This is a genomic window from Candidatus Izimaplasma bacterium HR1, from assembly GCA_000755705.1.
GTDB lineage: Bacteria > Bacillota_I > Bacilli_A > Izemoplasmatales > Izemoplasmataceae > Xianfuyuplasma.
On record CP009415.1, the window covers coordinates 196,727 to 212,935 of the forward strand.

The following is a 16,209-nucleotide window of genomic DNA, read 5'->3' on the forward strand; positions in this document are numbered from 1 at the left end:
TTTTAGACTGTAGTTAAGATGATTGGTTCATCATCTGTTATCAAGATTGAGTGTTCATAATGAGCACTCGGTTTTTTGTCAATTGTCACTGCAGTCCAATTGTCCTTTAATACTTTAACTTCTTTACGACCCATGTTGATCATAGGTTCAATTGCAAGGGTCATACCCTTTTTAAGAATTGGACCTTTACCTGGTAAACCATAATTAGGGATTTGAGGATCTTCATGAAGTTGTTTCCCTAGTCCGTGTCCAACAAACTCTCTAACCACTGAATAGCCGAAACTTTCGGCATATTTTTGAATGTGATGAGAAATATCTGTAAGGCGATTACCAGCTTTAGCGTATTTCAAACCTTCAAAGAGTGATTCTTTTGTTACTTCCATTAGTTTAGAAACTTCCGCAGATACTTCTCCTACTGCATATGTCCAAGCTGAATCACCATGATATCCTTTGTACATTGCGCCGATATCAACACTGATAAGGTCGCCTTTTTTGAGTTTAACTCTTTTACTTGGAATACCGTGAACCACTTGTTCATTTACACTTGTACAAGCACTTCCTGGGAAGCCACCATATCCTTTGAAAGATGGAATGGCATCATTGTCTCTAACTACTTGTTCAACAATTTGATCTAGTTCTAACGTTGTTACTCCGGGTTTGATATGTTTCTTAACTTCTTGATGAGCGAGGGCAACGATACGCCCCGCTTCCTTCATCAATAAGATTTCGCGTTCAGATTTAATAGTAATCATACAAGTTCATCCAATACCAAGAAAATGTCATCAGTTACTTTATCAAAGTCCTGCATTCCATTAACGTGATATAAAATTCCTTTCTCACTATAGTAATCTAATAACGGTTTTGTTTTCGTTTCATAGATTTCTAAACGACGTTTCACTGATTCATGTGAGTCATCTTCACGTTGGTATAATTCACCGTCGCATTTATCACACACACCATCAACAGATGGCTTTTTGAATCTTAAGTGATATGTTCTTCCACATTTTTTACAAACCCTACGTTGTTCCATACGTTCGAATAAAACATCGTGTGAAGATAAGATATTTATAACAGCATCTAAATTAGATTCCATTTCTACTAACATCTCATCTAATGCTGCAGCTTGCGCTACAGTACGAGGATAACCATCTAATAAGAAACTTGTTGTAGTGTCTTCTTTATGTAGTCTCAGTCTTACTATTTTGTTAGTGATATCATCACTAACTAAGTTACCATCTCTTATGAATTTCATTGCTTCGATACCAATTGGTTCCTCAGCATTGTAAGCATCTCTGAACATTTGTCCTGTTGAGATACTTGGCATTTCATATTTTTCTATAATACGTGACGCTTGGCTACCTTTCCCGGCTCCAGGAGGACCCATTACAAGTATTTTCAATGGAGTCTCCTATTTAATGAATCCAGAATAGTTTTGCTCTTGCGTCTGTGTTTTAATTTGTTTTGTTGTTTCGATAGCCACACCTACAACGATTAATAAGCTTGTCCCACCAACTTGAACATATGCTGGTAAACCAAAGATCATAGAAGCAAAGATAGGTAATGAAGCGATTAATACTAGATATGTAGCTCCGATAACTGTAACTTTAAATAAAGTTTTTGAAATGTAATTTTCTGTTTCTACACCAGGTCTTACCCCTGGAATGTAGGCATTTTGTTTTTGTAAGTTTCCAGCAATTTTCTCAGGATTGATTTGTACAAAACTGTAGAAGAATGCGAATACAAAAATTAATACAACATATAATGTATATCCTAATGGTCTTTGATAAGTAAATAATTCTTCCATAACTTGTCCAAATCCAGTCGATGCTAAATCAGGAATAAAGTTTAATACCGTTAACGGTATTGAAAGGATAGTTACTGCAAAGATTACAGGAATTACACCAGCTGAGTTGATCTTGATAGGAATGTTTGATTCATTTCTACCTTGGAATCTAGCTCCCGCTGGACGGTTTGAATATTGAATTGGTACTTTACGAACACTTGCTTGCATAACAGTAACAAAGAATATTACTAATATAAATATTGCCATTACGAGTGCAAATACTCCATAACTTCCCCAATCACTACCAGCAGCAGTAATATATTCTCCAACCAAACTTGATACCATACCAGGGAATCCTGATACGATACCTGCAACGATGATCATTGAAGTACCATTCCCAATACCATGCATAGTGATTTGATCACTTAACCATAGTAAGAAAGCAGTACCCGCAGTCATTAAGATTGCTAAGTATGTATATGTAACGAAGTTTACGTTTTCTACACCAATATCAAAGATATAATTACCTGTTAAACGGAAACCATAAGTCATAGCTAATGCTTGAACAAATGCCATACCGATTGCTAGGTATCTTGTTAATTGGTTAATTTTTTGCTTACCTGTTTCCCCTTCTTCTTGCCATTCTTTTAAAACTGGAATAATGTCCATTTGTAATAATTGAATAACAATAGAAGCAGTAATGTAAGGACCGATTCCAAGAGCTATTATTGAATAGTTCTTAAGAGCGTTCCCTGTAAAAGCATTGGCGATACCCAATACACCTGAATCAGCTTGATCAAAGAACGAGTTGATTATTTCAGGATTAATTAAAGGTATATGGATATATGTTGCTGCTTTGTATATGATAAATGCAAGTAATGTAAAAAGAATTTTTTTCATAACCTCTCTGCTTTTAAATACTGCAACTATATTGTCCATACTAGTTCACCTCTACGCTTCCACCAGCTGCCTGGATTTTTTCCATAGCTGATTTAGTAAATTTGTCAGCTTTAACTGTAAGTTTAACTGTTAATTCACCATCACCTAATACTTTTAATCCACTTAATTCTTTACGAATTAGTCTATCTTGTAATAATAATTCTTTATTTACTACAGTTCCTTCAGCGTATTTATTCAATTCGCTTACATTAACTGTTGCGTATTCTTTACGGAAATGATTTGTAAATCCTCTTTTAGGAATACGTTTGAACCATGGAGTTTGTCCCCCTTCAAATCCTGGGCGAGTTCCTCCACCGCTTCTAGAGTTTTGTCCTTTTGTTCCTCTACCTGCTGTTTTACCTGTACCGGAACCAGTTCCGCGTCCAAGTCTTTTTTTAGCATGAGTAGAACCAGGAGTTGGTTTTAAGTTTGATAAGTTCATATCCATACCTCCTAAACTTCTTTTACTTCTACTAAATGAGCAACGACTTTAATCATTCCTCTTATAGTAGGTGTATCAGATTTTACTACTGTTTTTTGTAATTTAGTTAATCCTAATGCGATTACAGTTTTCTTTTGTTTCGGATTTCCAGCAATTGTGCTTCTAACTAATTTTATTTGTAATTGTTTCATTAGTTTAAGATCTCCTCTACAGTTTTACCGCGTGTCGCAGCTATTTGGTCCGCAGTTCTTAAGTTATCGATTGCATCGAAAGTTGCACGGATGATATTAATTGGAGTTGCAGATCCTAAAGATTTACTTAAGATATCTTCGTATCCAGCTAATTCAACAACGGCACGAACTGGTCCACCAGCGATGATTCCTGTCCCACTTACTGCAGGTTTCAAGAATACTTCACCAGCACCGAAGCGTCCAGTGATAGCATGAGGGATTGTTTTGTTGTACATAGGTACTACTACTAAATTACGTTTTGCGTCTTCTATTGCTTTTTTGATTGCATCTGGTACTTCTTGTGCTTTACCTGTACCAAATCCAACTTTACCTTTTTTGTCACCGATTACTACTAAAGCTGAAAAACGGAAACGACGTCCACCTTTTACTACTTTAGTAACACGGTTAATATTAACTACGCGCTCTTCGTAAAGTTTTGGCTCTCTTTTACGACGAGGTCTACGTGGTTTTCTTGATTGTGGTTTGTTGCTATTATTTGGTTTTTTATTGTTTTCCATAAGCGAACCTCCTAGAATTTTAGCCCAGCTGTACGAGCAGCTTCTGCTAGTGCTTTAACTCTTCCGTGGTAAAGGTAACCACTTCTGTCAAAAACAACTGAATCAATATTTTTTTCTAATGCTCTTTCAGCAAGTAATTTTCCAACTACTGCTGCAGCATCTACATTTCCACCATTTGCTAGTTTGTTATCTTTTTCGTTTGATGATGCGTTAGCTAATGTTACTCCATTAACATCGTCAATAACTTGAGCATAGATGTGCTTTGCACTTCTAAACACAGCTAAACGAGGTTTTGATGGAGTTCCAACAAGACGGTTTCTAATTCTTAAGTGTCTCTTTTGACGCATTTCATTTCTACTATTTGCCATATAACTCACTCCTAACTACTTGTTAAGCAGTTTTTCCTTCTTTTCTACGTACATGTTCATCTACGTAACGGATTCCTTTTCCTAGATACGGTTCTGGTGGTCGAACCCCTCTAATATTAGCTGAAAATTCACCAACAATTTGCTTGTTGATTCCAGATACGATAATTGTAGTGTTTTTAATAACTTCTACGCTAACGCCTTCTGGTAATACTAATTCAACTGGATGAGAATATCCTGCTTGGATAACGATTTTAGTTCCTTGCATTGCTGCACGGTAACCAACACCGATCATTTTTAATTCTTTTTTAAATCCTTCAGATACTCCAAGAACCATATTATTAATTAACGCTCTTGTTGTACCATGAATTGCTCTGTGGAATTTAGATTCACTAGGTCTTACTACTTCCACTTTATTATCTTCAACTGTTATAGTTAAATCTGCATTAAATGTGCTGTTTAATTGTCCTTTTGGACCATTTACTGTAACGTTATTACCTTCACCAACAGTGACAGTTACGTCAGCTGGTAATGTAATTAACTTTTTACCTATTCTACTCATATCTTCTTACCAAACATATGCTAAGATCTCTCCGCCCACTTTTTGTTTGCGAGCCTCGCGATCCGTCATAATTCCTTTTGAAGTTGAGATAACAGCGATACCTAGTCCATTTAATACTTTAGGGATTTCATTAATTTTTGCATATACTCTAAGACCTGGCTTAGAGATTCTTTTTAATCCTTTAACAACTCTTTCGTTGCTAAGATATTTTAGAGATACACGTAAAGTGTCTTGTACTTCACCTTTAACTACTTTATAACCAGTAACATAACCTTCAGCTTTCAAAAGCTCTAAAATCTCTTTTTTAAGCTTCGAAGCAGGCATATCAACTGTTGCATGTTTCATTTGGTTAGCATTTCTTATACGTGTTAACATATCTGCGATAGGATCTGTCATTACCATAAAATTTTGCCTCCTTACAATTTCTTGGAAAATTTATTTTTTCTACCAACTTGCTTTTTTAACGCCTGGTATTTGTCCTAAATAAGCTAATTCACGGAAACAAATACGGCATAGTTTGAATTTTCTGTAAACAGCGTGTGGTCTCCCGCATCTTTCACAGCGAGTATATTCTCTAGCTGAGAATTTACTTCCACGACGTTGTTTTACTTTCATTGACTTTTTAGCCATTATAAGCCTCCTTATTTTTTAAACGGCATACCCATTTGACCTAGTAATTCGATTCCTTCTAAGTCTGTATCTGCCGAAGTTACGATAACAATATCCATTCCTCTTACTCTATTTACTTTATCATAATTTATTTCAGGGAAGATTAATTGTTCTTTAACACCTAATGTGTAGTTTCCTCTACCATCAAATGATGTTTTTGAAACTCCTTGGAAGTCTCTCACACGTGGTAATGAAATGTTAAATAATTTATCTAAGAAATCATACATTCTATCCCCGCGTAATGTTACTTTACAACCAATTGCCATACCTTCTCTTAATTTGAAGTTTGCGATTGATTTTTTAGCTTTTGTTATTACAGGTTTTTGCCCTGTTAATTGAGTTAATTCTGCTACTGCGTCATCTAATGCTTTACTATTTGTTATAGCATCTCCAACACCCATATTTACTACTACTTTAGTAATTTTAGGAGCTTGCATAATTGAAGTATAATTGAGTTTCTCAATTAAAGCTGGACGCACTGAATTTACATATTTTTCACGTAAGCGATTCATGCTAAAAGCCTCCTTTCTGATTAGTCTAAGACCTCACCAGATTTTTTAGAATATCTTACTTTTTTAACTACTTCTTGTTTTTTCACTGTTTCAGTGATTGTTTTGAATCCTACTCTAGTAGTTCCTGTTTTCTTTTCAGAAAACATAACATTAGAAGCATTAAATGGTGCTTCATATTCTAAAATTCCCCCGTCAGGGTTAGATTGAGTAGGTTTAGCATGTTTTTTAATAATGTTTACTCCCTCAACGATTACTTTGTTTGTTTTAGGATAAACTTTTAAAACTTTACCTTCTTTACCAAGGCTTGCACCGCTAATTACTTTAACAGTGTCTCCTTTTTTAATTTTCATAAGTTTGCCTCCTACCCTATAATACTTCAGGAGCTAAAGATACGATTTTCATAAATCCTGCATCTCTTAACTCTCTTGCTACAGGACCAAAGATACGAGTTCCAACTGGACTTTTGTCATCTTTAACCATTACTGCAGCGTTATCATCAAATTTAATATAACTTCCATCTTTACGACGGATTTCTTTTTTAGTTCTAACAATTACGGCTCTTCGTACCTCACCTTTTTTAACAGTTCCACCTGGTGAAGCTGATTTTACGGTTACAACTACGAGGTCGCCTACACTAGCGTATCTACGCCCTGTTCCTCCTAAAACCTTAATAGTTAAGACTTCACGAGCTCCAGAGTTATCCGCTACTTTCATTCTAGATTCTTGTTGAATCATAAGTGATAGCCTCCTTTAAGATTTAGATTCTACTACTTCCAATAAACGGAAGCGTTTAGTTTTTGATAATGGACGTGTTTCCATTACTTTTACTACGTCACCGACTTTTGCTAAATTAGCTTCATCATGAGCAGCAAATTTTTTCGATTGTTTTACACGTTTACCGTATAAACGATGTTTTCTGTAGCTTTCAACTGAAACAGATATAGTTTTATCTCCAGATGCAGATACAACAATTCCTGTCAGGATTCTTCTTTTATTACGTTCCATCTAGTTTCTCCTCTACTCTCCGCGTTCAGTAAGAACTGTTTTCATGCGAGCGATCGCTTTCTTTACTTTTCCAACGCGAGCAGTGTTTTCTAGTTGACCTGTAGCTTGTTGAAAACGTAGGTCGAATAATTCTTTTTTCAGTTCTTTGATTTCAGCATTAATTTTTGCAGTGTCCCATTCTCTAATTTGATTAGCTTTCATTAGAATCACCACTTTCTCTTCTTACGAATTTTGTTCTAACAGGTAATTTGTGTTGTGCTAAGCGTAATGCTTCTCTAGCAACTTCTTCACTAACTCCTGCGATTTCGAACATTACTGTTCCTTCTTTTACTACAGCTACGAATCCGTCTGGAGAACCTTTACCAGATCCCATACGTACTTCTAATGGTTTAGCAGTTTTCGCCATGTGAGGGAAAATTCTAATCCATACTTGTCCTTGACGTTTCATATAACGTGTCATAGCAACACGAGCAGCTTCTATTTGACGGTTAGTAATCCATGCACCTTGCAATGAAACTAAACCGCAATCACCAAAACTGATTCTATCTCCACCTTTGGCTTTACCTTCATAAGAAACTCTGTGAGGGCGTCTATATTTTGTTCTTTTTGGTGTTAACATTATTTTTTCCCTCCTCTGTTTCTTACAGGCAGGATTTCACCTTTGCAAATCCATACTTTGATACCTAATTTACCATAAGTAGTATCAGCTTCTGCGGCAGCATAATCAATGTCTGCGCGTAAAGTATGTAAAGGTACATTACCTTCACTGTAACCTTCGCTACGAGCCATTTCTGCTCCACCTAAACGTCCACTTACTAATGTTTTACATCCTTTTGCTCCTGCTCTTAAGGCTCTTTGAATAGCCATTTTTTGAACACGACGGAATGATGCTCTGTTTTCTAATTGTTTTGCGATATTCTCTGCAACTAATTTAGCGTCTACATCAGGTTTTTTGATTTCTCTGATGTTCATGTATACCTCTTTATTAGTTAATGTTTGTAATTTTGCTACTACTTCATTTTTGATAGCAGATTCTCTACCGAATACCATACCTGGTTTAGCAGTGTGTACAGTAAGAATTACTCTACCTTTGCTTCTTTCGATTTCGATTCTTGATACAGCAGCATTTTTATAAAAATCTTCTAATAAAAGACGGATTTTTAAATCTTCGTGTAATAAATCAGCAACATCATTTTTATCAGCATACCAACGAGAATCCCAATCTCTGATAATTCCAATTCTTAAACCAACTGGACTTACTTTTTGACCCATGTGATAGCCTCCTATTCTTTTTCCGACACTACAGCTGTAATGTGGCTAGTTCTTTTTAAGATTTGTGTTGCTCTTCCTTGAGCTCTTGGTCTAAATCTTTTTAGTGTAGGACCTTCCCCTACGTAAATTTCTTTAACGAATAATTTTTCAGTATCCATATTGTAGTTGTGCTCTGCGTTAGCAATTGCTGACATGATCACTTTTTCTACAACAGGGCTTGCAGCTTTTGGAGTTAGTCTTAAAATTGCTAATGCTTCTCCAACGCTTTTACCTCTTACTAAGTCGATTACTAATTTTACTTTTCGAGAAGAGATACGTACCATTTTTGCTTGTGCTCTAGCTTCCATATTCATTCTCCTCTACTTTCTTTTAGCTTTCTTATCTTTTTCGTGTCCACGGTTACTTCTAGTAGGAGCGAACTCTCCTAATTTGTGTCCAACCATATCTTCCTGTACATAAACAGGGATATGTTCCTTACCGTTATATACTGCGATAGTATGACCGATGAATTCAGGGAATATTGTTGATCTACGAGACCATGTTTGTACTACTCTCTTTTTACCTTCTGTATTTAAGGCTTCTACTTTTTTGTATAAGTGCTCATCTACGAAAGGTCCTTTTTTTACTGAACGTGACATTAGAGTTCCTCCTTTCTATTTGTTACGTCGTCTAACGATTAGTTTGTCGCTAGCTTTTTTAGTTTTTCTTGTTTTCAATCCTAGTGCTGGTTTACCCCAAGGAGTAACAGGACCTTTTTTACCAATAGGTTGACGTCCTTCTCCACCACCATGTGGATGATCTACAGGGTTCATTACTGAACCACGTACTGTAGGTCTGATTCCTCTATGTCTGTTTTTACCGGCTTTACCGATATTAACTAACGAGTAATCACTGTTTCCAACTTCACCGATTGTTGCACGGCAAGTTGATAAAATTTTTCTTACTTCACCACTAGTTAATCTTACAAGTACGTATCTTTCTTCACGACCTAAGATTTGTGCGCTTGCTCCTGCACTTCTAACTAATTGTGCACCTTTACCAGGTTTTAATTCAACATTATGAATTACTGTCCCTACTGGGATATTAATAATTGGTAATGTGTTTCCTACTAAGATATCTGATTTAGGTCCACTCATAATTGTCATTCCTGCTTTTAAACCTTTTGGAGCGACGATGTATCTTTTCTCTCCATCAGCATAGTTAATTAAAGCTATGAATGCACTTCTGTTTGGATCATATTCGATAGTAGCTACTTTACCAGGAATATCATCTTTATTTCTTTTAAAGTCAATAACACGGTATTTTCTCTTGTTTCCTCCACCTTGATGGCGAACAGTGATTTTACCTTGGTTATTACGTCCTGATTTCTTGTTCATTTTACGTAGTAATGATTTTTCAGGTGTATCAGTTGTTAATTCTGAATAATCAAGACTTGTCATGTGACGTAAACCATTTGTCATTGCTTTATATTTCTTTAAAGCCATAACTGTTACCTCCTTAGATTAAGCTTCGAAGATTTCAATTTTGCTACCTTCGGCTAATGTTACGATAGCCTTAGTAATTGCTGGTTTGAAACCTGAATGCTGTCCTACTCTTTTTTTCTTAGGTAGAGAATTAATTTTATTTACTTTTACTACCTTTACATTGAATAACTCTTCAACTGAGTTTTTAATTTGAATTTTGTTTGCTCTTTTGTCAACAGAGAATGTATATTTGTTCTCATTCTCTACTAATAACATAGATTTTTCAGTGATGATCGGTTTCTTGATAATTTCAGCTGCTAACATTAACCAAGCACCTCCTCATATTTTTTAGCTGCATCAGCAGTAACTACTATAGTGTTAAAGTTCATTAACTCATAAACACTTACGTGAGAAACTGTTGTTACAGTTACATTAGGAATATTTCTTGCTGCCATAGCTACGTTTTCGTTATTTTCAGTTAATACGAATGCAACTTTACCAGTTAGGTTTAAGTTACTTAAAACTTCAACCATTCCTTTTGTTTTTACGTTTTCTAATTCAATTTTATCAATTACTTTGAAGCTTTCTTCAGCTACTTTGCTTGATAAAACAGATTTCAATGCTAATCTTCTAACTTTACGATTAACTTTTAATGTATATTTTCTTGGATGAGGTCCAAATACTACTCCCCCACCTGTCCATAGTGGTGATCTTGTTGATCCACTACGAGCACGACCTGTACCTTTTTGTTTCCATGGTTTACGTCCACCACCGCGAACATCAGTACGAGTCTTAGTTTGATGTGTACCTTGACGCATTGCAGCTCTAGTCGCTTTAACAACGTCAAATACAGCTTGTTGGTTTGGTTCAATTCCGAAAACAGAATCTAATAATTCAACTTCACCAACATTTTGTCCCATTTGGTTCAATAATGCTACTTTTGCCATTTAAATTCTCCTCTCGTTACTCAGCAGTCTCTACTGCTGTTTCTTCTTTAGTATCAGCGATAACGTAATCAGCTGGGTTTAAAGGTTGAATTACTGGAGCCTTAACTCCACGTTTTACAAACACTAATCCTTTTTTAGGACCAGGTACTGAACCTTTAACTAATAATAAATTTCTTTCTAAATCTACTTTAACTATTTCTAAATTTTGAATAGTGACAGTATCAACACCCATATGTCCAGGTAATTTTTTACCTTTACGTACGTGGTTTGGATCAATTGATCCCATTGAACCAGGGCCTCTATGGTAATGAGAACCATGTGCCATTGGCCCACGGCTTTGGTTATGTCGTTTGATGCTTCCTTGGAATCCTTTACCTTTAGAAGTTCCAGTTACATCTACGATTTCACCTTCAGCGAATATATTTACCCTAATCTCTTGACCTACTTCGAAGTTGTAAAGTTCTTTACCGTCAACTTCTCTTAAGTAGCGCTTAGGATTTGAGTTACTTTTTGCAAAATGTCCAAGTTCTGGTTTATTTGCTAGTTTAACTCGTTTGTCTTTGAAGCCTAATTGAAGAGCTTCATATCCATCATTTTCAATAGTTTTCTTTTGCAGAACAACGTTTGGTTCACAACTTACAACTGTTACCGGTACAAGTTTACCGTCTTCGTTGAAGATTTGTGTCATTCCAATTTTTGTCCCTAAGATACCTTTGGCCATGAGTAACCTCCTTTTTTAATTTAAATTATTTTAAAACAATATCTACACCTGATGGTAAATCTAAGTGCATTAAGCTATCGATAGTTGCTGGAGTTGGTTCCATTATATCGATTAGACGCTTATGTGTACGTCTTTCAAATTGCTCACGAGAAGTTTTGTTAACGTGAACACTTCTTAAAATTGTAAAGATTTCTTTTTCCGTTGGTAACGGAACCGGACCACTGATTTTAGCACCAGTTTTCTTTGCAGTATTTACAATTTTTTGTGCTGATTGATCTAATAATCTATGATCATAAGATTTCAATCTAATTCTGATTTTTTGGTTTGCCATTTGTATTTCCTCCTTTCGCCTATATTGATATATAGACTTGCTCGATGAGAATAACCTGATTCCCCAAGACAACGCCTTCGGGTGTGTCAGCAACCTCCCACTTCGTAGCCTGACTCTGGCGAGAGTCTTGAAAAGAATACCAAAAAAAAATCCCTATTGCAAGGACTTTTTATATTTTTTTTTAGGGTCTCTTTTCTATAATATATATATAGGTAAAACATCGCCTAAACTAGGTTGATATCATTGTAAAAAATAATTCGAAATAATTCAATCTTTTTTTTATTATTAAGAAAAGTAATTGAAATTATGCTATACTTTATTTGTAACATTAGTTACGGAAGAGGTGGTATCATGAGACTTGAAGCCGTTAGACTATTCGAAAACACCAATATTGATACTAATAATATTGAAATAAAAGAATTCCCAACCAACTACACTGTTGAAATAGAAAATGATAGTTCTACTTATCTAGGTATTATCCTTGAAGGTAGAGTTAATATAAGAGCGTATAGTTATTCAGGAAAAGAATTCATCATATCTTCTTTAGAACCAGGAATGATATATGGAGATGTACTTTTATTTGGCTCAAAATCCAATTTGTATCCCGGAAACGTTATAACTAAAGGAAAAACGGTAATCGCATTTCTAAAGAATGAAGATGTTAGAACCTACCTTCAAAATAACCCTAAATTTGCTGAAAACTACTTAAGTCTCTTAAGCGATAAAGTTTACAATATAAATCACAAATATAAACTACTCACTCAAGATAGTATTAGAGACAAGATATTGTTCTTTGTTCATCAGGAAATGAGACAACAGAACTCTCCTAAAATCAGATTAAACATGACAAAAGAGGAATTAGCTAATAACCTCTTTGTTCAGCGCCCCTCTTTATCTAGAGAATTGATAAAAATGAGAAAAGAAGGTATCATAGATTATGACCGTTGGACCATCACATTAAAAAAGCGTATCTAGTATATGCTTTTTTTTATGACAATTTCAATAGCTTTGTATATTGGTAACAATTAATAGTCTTGATAAAATAGGGTATATATAAATAAGGAGAAGAAAATGGAAACTATAAAGCAAATATTAAAAGACACCAATAAAAAGACATTTTTAGATATCGGAACTGGTGCAGGGAACTTTATACATCTAATAAAAAGCATTTATGATGATTTTGATAAGTTTGTAGGTATTGATTTGTTCCCAAATGCAATAGAAGCTGCAAATAAACATAATGAAGATGAGAGAGTAACATTTGAAATTATGGATGCAAACAACATGAGCTTTGATGATAATTCATTTGATGTTGTATGCTTATCAAATAGTCTTCACCATTTGGAAGACATTCCAAAAATGTTGACTGAAATGAGAAGAGTAGTAAAAGAAGATGGATTCATTGTCATTAATGAAATGATTGCCGATCAAAATGATAGCAAACAAGAATCTCACAAACTTCTTCACCACCTTTCAGCTGAGATAGATAGAATTCATGGTGACACACATTATGAGACATTTACTGAAAGAGAATTACTTGCACAATTAGAAAATGATACTAAGCTGAAAATCAATAAACGATGGCACCTAAACGTTCCTCGTCGAGAAGCCAATACTACAGAGGAAATGGATTACATTTTAAATGTGCTCGATAGAATTGGATCAAAAATACCAGAAAACGATAAAACTGATTTACAAAAAAAGAAAGAAAAAATCAAAAAATACATAGAAGATAATGGTTATGATGGCTGCACTTCTTTGATGGCCATTCTACAAAAATAGTATAAATATTAATATATTTTACGAAACGTTTAATTCAAATCGAAATCACTTTCGGTGTACTACATTCCAATTCAATTAGAAAAAGAAAAGGCAAAAATTTTCATTTTTTGCCTTTTTTTGATATCTGGTCAGCCATTTCTAAGAGAACTGGTTTCTCGCGATTTGAGATCCTTGCACTTACAGATTTTTGCAGTTTATACTCCAAAGTTTCAAAAGCACCCTTGATTTCCGGTAGTTTAGATAGACCAAATGCAGTTAAAGAAATGAATGAGTATTTTCCGTTAGTACGACGTACAACAATATCTTGTTTTTGCAGTTTATCAAGGAACCTAGTGGTAGTTGACGGCTTTATATCAAGTGTTTCCGAAATCTTTGTTGGTGACAATTCTTTCCACTCATCAAGTAGCAAAAGTAGTAATCCATAACTAGGTGGTAGGCCTGTAGGTTTGAATATTTCGTCCGCAATACGCTGTATATTCCTGTTTAGACGTGATACTGAAAAGTACAATGAATCATTCAAATAGTCTTGCATATAAACACCTCACTTGTATATACAAATAATATCAGTTATCCACACTTTTGTCAAATGAAAAAGGGACTACAAATAGTAGTACCTTCTTTTTTACTTTTTAGAAATTAATCCAATCAAGGTTGAATATTTAGTAGTCGATTCCTTTTTTTCTTTGTGGTCTTTAATAAATTCATTTGTATAATTCTTAAATTCTATATACTCTTTTTTTGTTAAATGTACATTCATTTGAGTTAGATGTCCATCACTGTTTTCCTCACACTCTTCCAAGTCTTTATCATAATGAGCATTATCGATAATATCGTTCTTAAACTGATCTAAAGTATAAAGCAGTACTTTGGTGATTTGATCTACCTGAATAGCCTTTGCTGCTCCTGTTAAATCCTCTCTAACTCTAAACTTTAAAGATTCAGTTGTTGTTGCATAGTATTTTGCGTTTATACCGTTTATTACTTTTATATAGTCTAGTTCTAGGATATCAATAGAAAGTAGTTTCTTGACATGATAATGCACCTTTGCTGGCACTTCACCCATTGAATCTGCAACCTGTTTAACAGTCATTGGCTCTTCATTTCCTTGAAATGTTCTAAGAATTCTCATTCTATATGGATCTGCAAGTATTTTGAATTCCTCATCCGTTTTTATAACACGTTCTTTTGTCTTCATGAAGCATCATCCTTTCATGCTTATATTCATTATACTACAACTTCATTAAATCTAATAGACAATAAAGTACCTTGTAAGCGTAGTAAAAGTAGAAACCAAATGTTGGTTTCTACTTATTTTCTTCAATAAACTCATAAAATTCAAGCGGTACAAAACTGCTCCAAATATCTAGTAGTTCAACTTCCTTAACATCATTACTGTCAATCTTATCAAGAAAGTATTGATCGATATAGCTTTTGTTGATCTTATTTAAGACTGTTTCTTGTTCAATTGATAAGGGTATGAACTCAAGGTTATTTGGTAATGTGTAGCTCTTTGATGTGCTATGATAAACATATTCAAAATGCTGATAGATTTCTAGAAAATCCCCTCGTCTTATAATTGTATTTACAAATACCTCATCATTGGTGTTAAACATCGCTATTTCGTTCTTATATAAGGCTTCTTGGAAGTAGTAATCCCAATTATTTAACTTCGCAATATTAAATCTGAAGTCATATTTTACAATTTCATAATTGTCAAAAGTTTCTCCATAAATAAAACCTTCGTTATCATATATCTCTTTACTTAACATGTATTTGTCTTGTTCCTGTGAGTAATGTAGCACTGTTTTACTTACAGGATCAACAATGTGTGCTTTAAACATAGGGTTAATATAGTTACTGATTTGATATTCTTCAATAGTTCTATTTATAAAATCTGCATCCTTAATATCAAGGATTCCTTTTTTATCATCGTATTTACGATAAGTAACTTGTACTCCTCTAATTCCCTCCTGATAGTAAGTGTACTTGTAGTTATAGCTTTTACCTTCTTTAAAGTAAGTAAGATGATCGAAAATTAAGTTATCATCTAGTGAAAAATAAATTCTTGAGACAGTGAACTGAGTAGCATCTGCATTATGATATTGAACAAAATAAAGGTAATTCTCATTAACATAGTATCTCATTTTATAGAAATCGTCCGAAAGATTAAAATCATTTAACTCTCCTTCAATAGGTGAATCATAATGATCTACAAACAAATCAATCTGTAAGAATCCTTCATATATAAAAGCTAACTCCATTGTCCCAATATATGTATCGATTATATCGTAATTTACCAGGTCTTCAGGATACATTCTTGAATTAGAGTAGTATTCAAAATAGGCTTCAATAGCACTAATATCTGGATCTACTGAGATATTTTTAGCATCAACTTTATTATATAGATTGTTGATTTTGGTTTGAGATGTTTCTAAAGTATCTAGTTCATCATTGCATTGATTAAGTTTTCCAATATTTACATTATTAATTGTGTAATCTTCCTCTCCAAAAAAAGGTATAAATGCATTGTCTATAAGATTACATTCGTAAACAAGTTCCTTTTTACATGATGATAAGGTAAACACACTCATTAATAGTATTAGAAATATATACTTCCTCATAAGAAACACCTCCTCTTCATTATTATATCACAAAATAAAAAGGCACC

General features: G+C 34.3%; 28 protein-coding genes and 1 pseudogene. 2 read left to right on the forward strand and 27 right to left on the reverse strand.

Going from position 1 to position 16,209, the window contains the following annotated elements; genetic code table 11:
- Nucleotides 1-2: 2 nt before the first annotated feature.
- From map to rpsJ, 24 genes and pseudogenes are all read right to left on the reverse strand, one after another.
- Nucleotides 3-752 carry a type I methionyl aminopeptidase gene (gene map / locus KQ51_RS01045; RefSeq protein ID WP_038467897.1) on the reverse strand — a complete coding sequence of 250 codons (750 nt, stop codon included), beginning with the start codon at nucleotides 750-752 and terminating at the stop codon, nucleotides 3-5.
- The gene (locus tag KQ51_RS01050) at nucleotides 749-1,399 is read right to left on the reverse strand and encodes an adenylate kinase (RefSeq protein WP_038467903.1); all 651 of its coding nucleotides are present in this window, start codon (nucleotides 1,397-1,399) and stop codon (nucleotides 749-751) included. The genes map and KQ51_RS01050 overlap by 4 nt, the downstream gene beginning before the upstream one ends.
- 9 nt (nucleotides 1,400-1,408) lie before the next feature.
- Nucleotides 1,409-2,722 (reverse strand): preprotein translocase subunit SecY, encoded by a 1,314-nt coding sequence (gene secY / locus KQ51_RS01055; protein WP_038467905.1) that lies wholly within the window; start codon nucleotides 2,720-2,722, stop codon nucleotides 1,409-1,411.
- A 1-nt stretch (nucleotide 2,723) separates the two neighbouring features.
- On the reverse strand, nucleotides 2,724-3,164 hold the full coding sequence (rplO, locus tag KQ51_RS01060) for a 50S ribosomal protein L15 (RefSeq protein ID WP_038467907.1): 441 nt from the start codon (nucleotides 3,162-3,164) through the stop codon (nucleotides 2,724-2,726).
- A gap of 11 nt (nucleotides 3,165-3,175) precedes the next feature.
- Nucleotides 3,176-3,355, reverse strand: a complete 180-nt coding sequence (gene rpmD, locus KQ51_RS01065) for a 50S ribosomal protein L30 (protein WP_038467909.1) — start codon at nucleotides 3,353-3,355, stop codon at nucleotides 3,176-3,178.
- A complete protein-coding gene (gene rpsE, locus KQ51_RS01070) occupies nucleotides 3,355-3,912 on the reverse strand; it encodes a 30S ribosomal protein S5 (protein ID WP_038467911.1) in 558 nt (185 codons plus the stop codon). Before rpsE ends, rpmD begins: the two co-directional genes overlap by 1 nt.
- Before the next feature lie 11 nt (nucleotides 3,913-3,923).
- Nucleotides 3,924-4,280: a 50S ribosomal protein L18 gene (gene rplR / locus KQ51_RS01075; RefSeq protein WP_038467913.1), complete on the reverse strand. Its 357-nt coding sequence runs from the start codon at nucleotides 4,278-4,280 to the stop codon at nucleotides 3,924-3,926.
- A gap of 22 nt (nucleotides 4,281-4,302) precedes the next feature.
- Nucleotides 4,303-4,839: a 50S ribosomal protein L6 gene (rplF, locus tag KQ51_RS01080; RefSeq protein ID WP_038467915.1), complete on the reverse strand. Its 537-nt coding sequence runs from the start codon at nucleotides 4,837-4,839 to the stop codon at nucleotides 4,303-4,305.
- A 6-nt stretch (nucleotides 4,840-4,845) separates the two neighbouring features.
- A complete protein-coding gene (rpsH, locus tag KQ51_RS01085) occupies nucleotides 4,846-5,241 on the reverse strand; it encodes a 30S ribosomal protein S8 (protein ID WP_038467917.1) in 396 nt (131 codons plus the stop codon).
- 42 nt (nucleotides 5,242-5,283) lie between these two features.
- The gene (locus KQ51_RS01090; protein ID WP_038467919.1) at nucleotides 5,284-5,469 is read right to left on the reverse strand and encodes a type Z 30S ribosomal protein S14; all 186 of its coding nucleotides are present in this window, start codon (nucleotides 5,467-5,469) and stop codon (nucleotides 5,284-5,286) included.
- 11 nt (nucleotides 5,470-5,480) lie between these two features.
- Nucleotides 5,481-6,020: a 50S ribosomal protein L5 gene (gene rplE / locus KQ51_RS01095; protein WP_038467921.1), complete on the reverse strand. Its 540-nt coding sequence runs from the start codon at nucleotides 6,018-6,020 to the stop codon at nucleotides 5,481-5,483.
- 20 nt (nucleotides 6,021-6,040) lie between these two features.
- Nucleotides 6,041-6,370 carry a 50S ribosomal protein L24 gene (gene rplX / locus KQ51_RS01100; RefSeq protein ID WP_038467923.1) on the reverse strand — a complete coding sequence of 110 codons (330 nt, stop codon included), beginning with the start codon at nucleotides 6,368-6,370 and terminating at the stop codon, nucleotides 6,041-6,043.
- Between the two features lie 16 nt (nucleotides 6,371-6,386).
- Entirely contained in the window at nucleotides 6,387-6,755 is a 369-nt protein-coding gene (gene rplN / locus KQ51_RS01105) for a 50S ribosomal protein L14 (RefSeq protein WP_038467925.1), read from the reverse strand.
- Nucleotides 6,756-6,770: 15 nt separating this feature from the next.
- Nucleotides 6,771-7,025: a 30S ribosomal protein S17 gene (gene rpsQ / locus KQ51_RS01110; RefSeq protein WP_038467927.1), complete on the reverse strand. Its 255-nt coding sequence runs from the start codon at nucleotides 7,023-7,025 to the stop codon at nucleotides 6,771-6,773.
- A 12-nt stretch (nucleotides 7,026-7,037) separates the two neighbouring features.
- On the reverse strand, nucleotides 7,038-7,226 hold the full coding sequence (rpmC, locus tag KQ51_RS01115) for a 50S ribosomal protein L29 (protein ID WP_038467929.1): 189 nt from the start codon (nucleotides 7,224-7,226) through the stop codon (nucleotides 7,038-7,040).
- Complete coding sequence (gene rplP / locus KQ51_RS01120; protein WP_038467931.1) at nucleotides 7,216-7,644, reverse strand: 50S ribosomal protein L16; 429 nt, start codon at nucleotides 7,642-7,644, stop codon at nucleotides 7,216-7,218. The genes rpmC and rplP overlap by 11 nt, the downstream gene beginning before the upstream one ends.
- Nucleotides 7,644-8,297, reverse strand: coding sequence for a 30S ribosomal protein S3 (rpsC, locus tag KQ51_RS01125; protein ID WP_038467933.1), 654 nt, complete (start codon nucleotides 8,295-8,297; stop codon nucleotides 7,644-7,646). Before rpsC ends, rplP begins: the two co-directional genes overlap by 1 nt.
- An 11-nt stretch (nucleotides 8,298-8,308) precedes the next feature.
- On the reverse strand, nucleotides 8,309-8,644 hold the full coding sequence (gene rplV / locus KQ51_RS01130; protein WP_038467935.1) for a 50S ribosomal protein L22: 336 nt from the start codon (nucleotides 8,642-8,644) through the stop codon (nucleotides 8,309-8,311).
- Between the two features lie 12 nt (nucleotides 8,645-8,656).
- A complete protein-coding gene (rpsS, locus tag KQ51_RS01135) occupies nucleotides 8,657-8,935 on the reverse strand; it encodes a 30S ribosomal protein S19 (protein ID WP_038467937.1) in 279 nt (92 codons plus the stop codon).
- A gap of 15 nt (nucleotides 8,936-8,950) precedes the next feature.
- On the reverse strand, nucleotides 8,951-9,781 hold the full coding sequence (rplB, locus tag KQ51_RS01140) for a 50S ribosomal protein L2 (RefSeq protein WP_038467939.1): 831 nt from the start codon (nucleotides 9,779-9,781) through the stop codon (nucleotides 8,951-8,953).
- 18 nt (nucleotides 9,782-9,799) lie between these two features.
- A complete protein-coding gene (rplW, locus tag KQ51_RS01145; RefSeq protein WP_038467941.1) occupies nucleotides 9,800-10,084 on the reverse strand; it encodes a 50S ribosomal protein L23 in 285 nt (94 codons plus the stop codon).
- Entirely contained in the window at nucleotides 10,084-10,707 is a 624-nt protein-coding gene (gene rplD / locus KQ51_RS01150) for a 50S ribosomal protein L4 (RefSeq protein WP_038467943.1), read from the reverse strand. Before rplD ends, rplW begins: the two co-directional genes overlap by 1 nt.
- Before the next feature lie 97 nt (nucleotides 10,708-10,804).
- Nucleotides 10,805-11,428: pseudogene (gene rplC, locus KQ51_RS01155) on the reverse strand (50S ribosomal protein L3); the annotation flags it as partial.
- 25 nt (nucleotides 11,429-11,453) lie between these two features.
- The gene (gene rpsJ, locus KQ51_RS01160) at nucleotides 11,454-11,759 is read right to left on the reverse strand and encodes a 30S ribosomal protein S10 (RefSeq protein WP_038467947.1); all 306 of its coding nucleotides are present in this window, start codon (nucleotides 11,757-11,759) and stop codon (nucleotides 11,454-11,456) included.
- A gap of 351 nt (nucleotides 11,760-12,110) precedes the next feature.
- Here rpsJ and KQ51_RS01165 point away from each other — a divergent pair, with 351 nt between their 5' ends.
- Nucleotides 12,111-12,734: a Crp/Fnr family transcriptional regulator gene (locus tag KQ51_RS01165; protein WP_038467950.1), complete on the forward strand. Its 624-nt coding sequence runs from the start codon at nucleotides 12,111-12,113 to the stop codon at nucleotides 12,732-12,734.
- Between the two features lie 96 nt (nucleotides 12,735-12,830).
- The gene (locus KQ51_RS09270; protein WP_052608994.1) at nucleotides 12,831-13,541 is read left to right on the forward strand and encodes a class I SAM-dependent methyltransferase; all 711 of its coding nucleotides are present in this window, start codon (nucleotides 12,831-12,833) and stop codon (nucleotides 13,539-13,541) included.
- A 100-nt stretch (nucleotides 13,542-13,641) separates the two neighbouring features.
- Here KQ51_RS09270 and KQ51_RS01175 read toward each other — a convergent pair whose 3' ends face one another.
- The 3 genes from KQ51_RS01175 to KQ51_RS01185 all read right to left on the reverse strand — a co-directional run bounded on the left by KQ51_RS01175 (nucleotide 13,642) and on the right by KQ51_RS01185 (nucleotide 16,162).
- Nucleotides 13,642-14,073, reverse strand: a complete 432-nt coding sequence (locus KQ51_RS01175) for a MarR family winged helix-turn-helix transcriptional regulator (protein ID WP_052608996.1) — start codon at nucleotides 14,071-14,073, stop codon at nucleotides 13,642-13,644.
- A 90-nt stretch (nucleotides 14,074-14,163) separates the two neighbouring features.
- Nucleotides 14,164-14,736, reverse strand: a complete 573-nt coding sequence (locus KQ51_RS09275; protein WP_052608998.1) for a helix-turn-helix domain-containing protein — start codon at nucleotides 14,734-14,736, stop codon at nucleotides 14,164-14,166.
- A 109-nt stretch (nucleotides 14,737-14,845) separates the two neighbouring features.
- Nucleotides 14,846-16,162, reverse strand: coding sequence for a hypothetical protein (locus tag KQ51_RS01185; RefSeq protein WP_038467952.1), 1,317 nt, complete (start codon nucleotides 16,160-16,162; stop codon nucleotides 14,846-14,848).
- Between the last annotated feature and the right edge of the window lie 47 nt (nucleotides 16,163-16,209).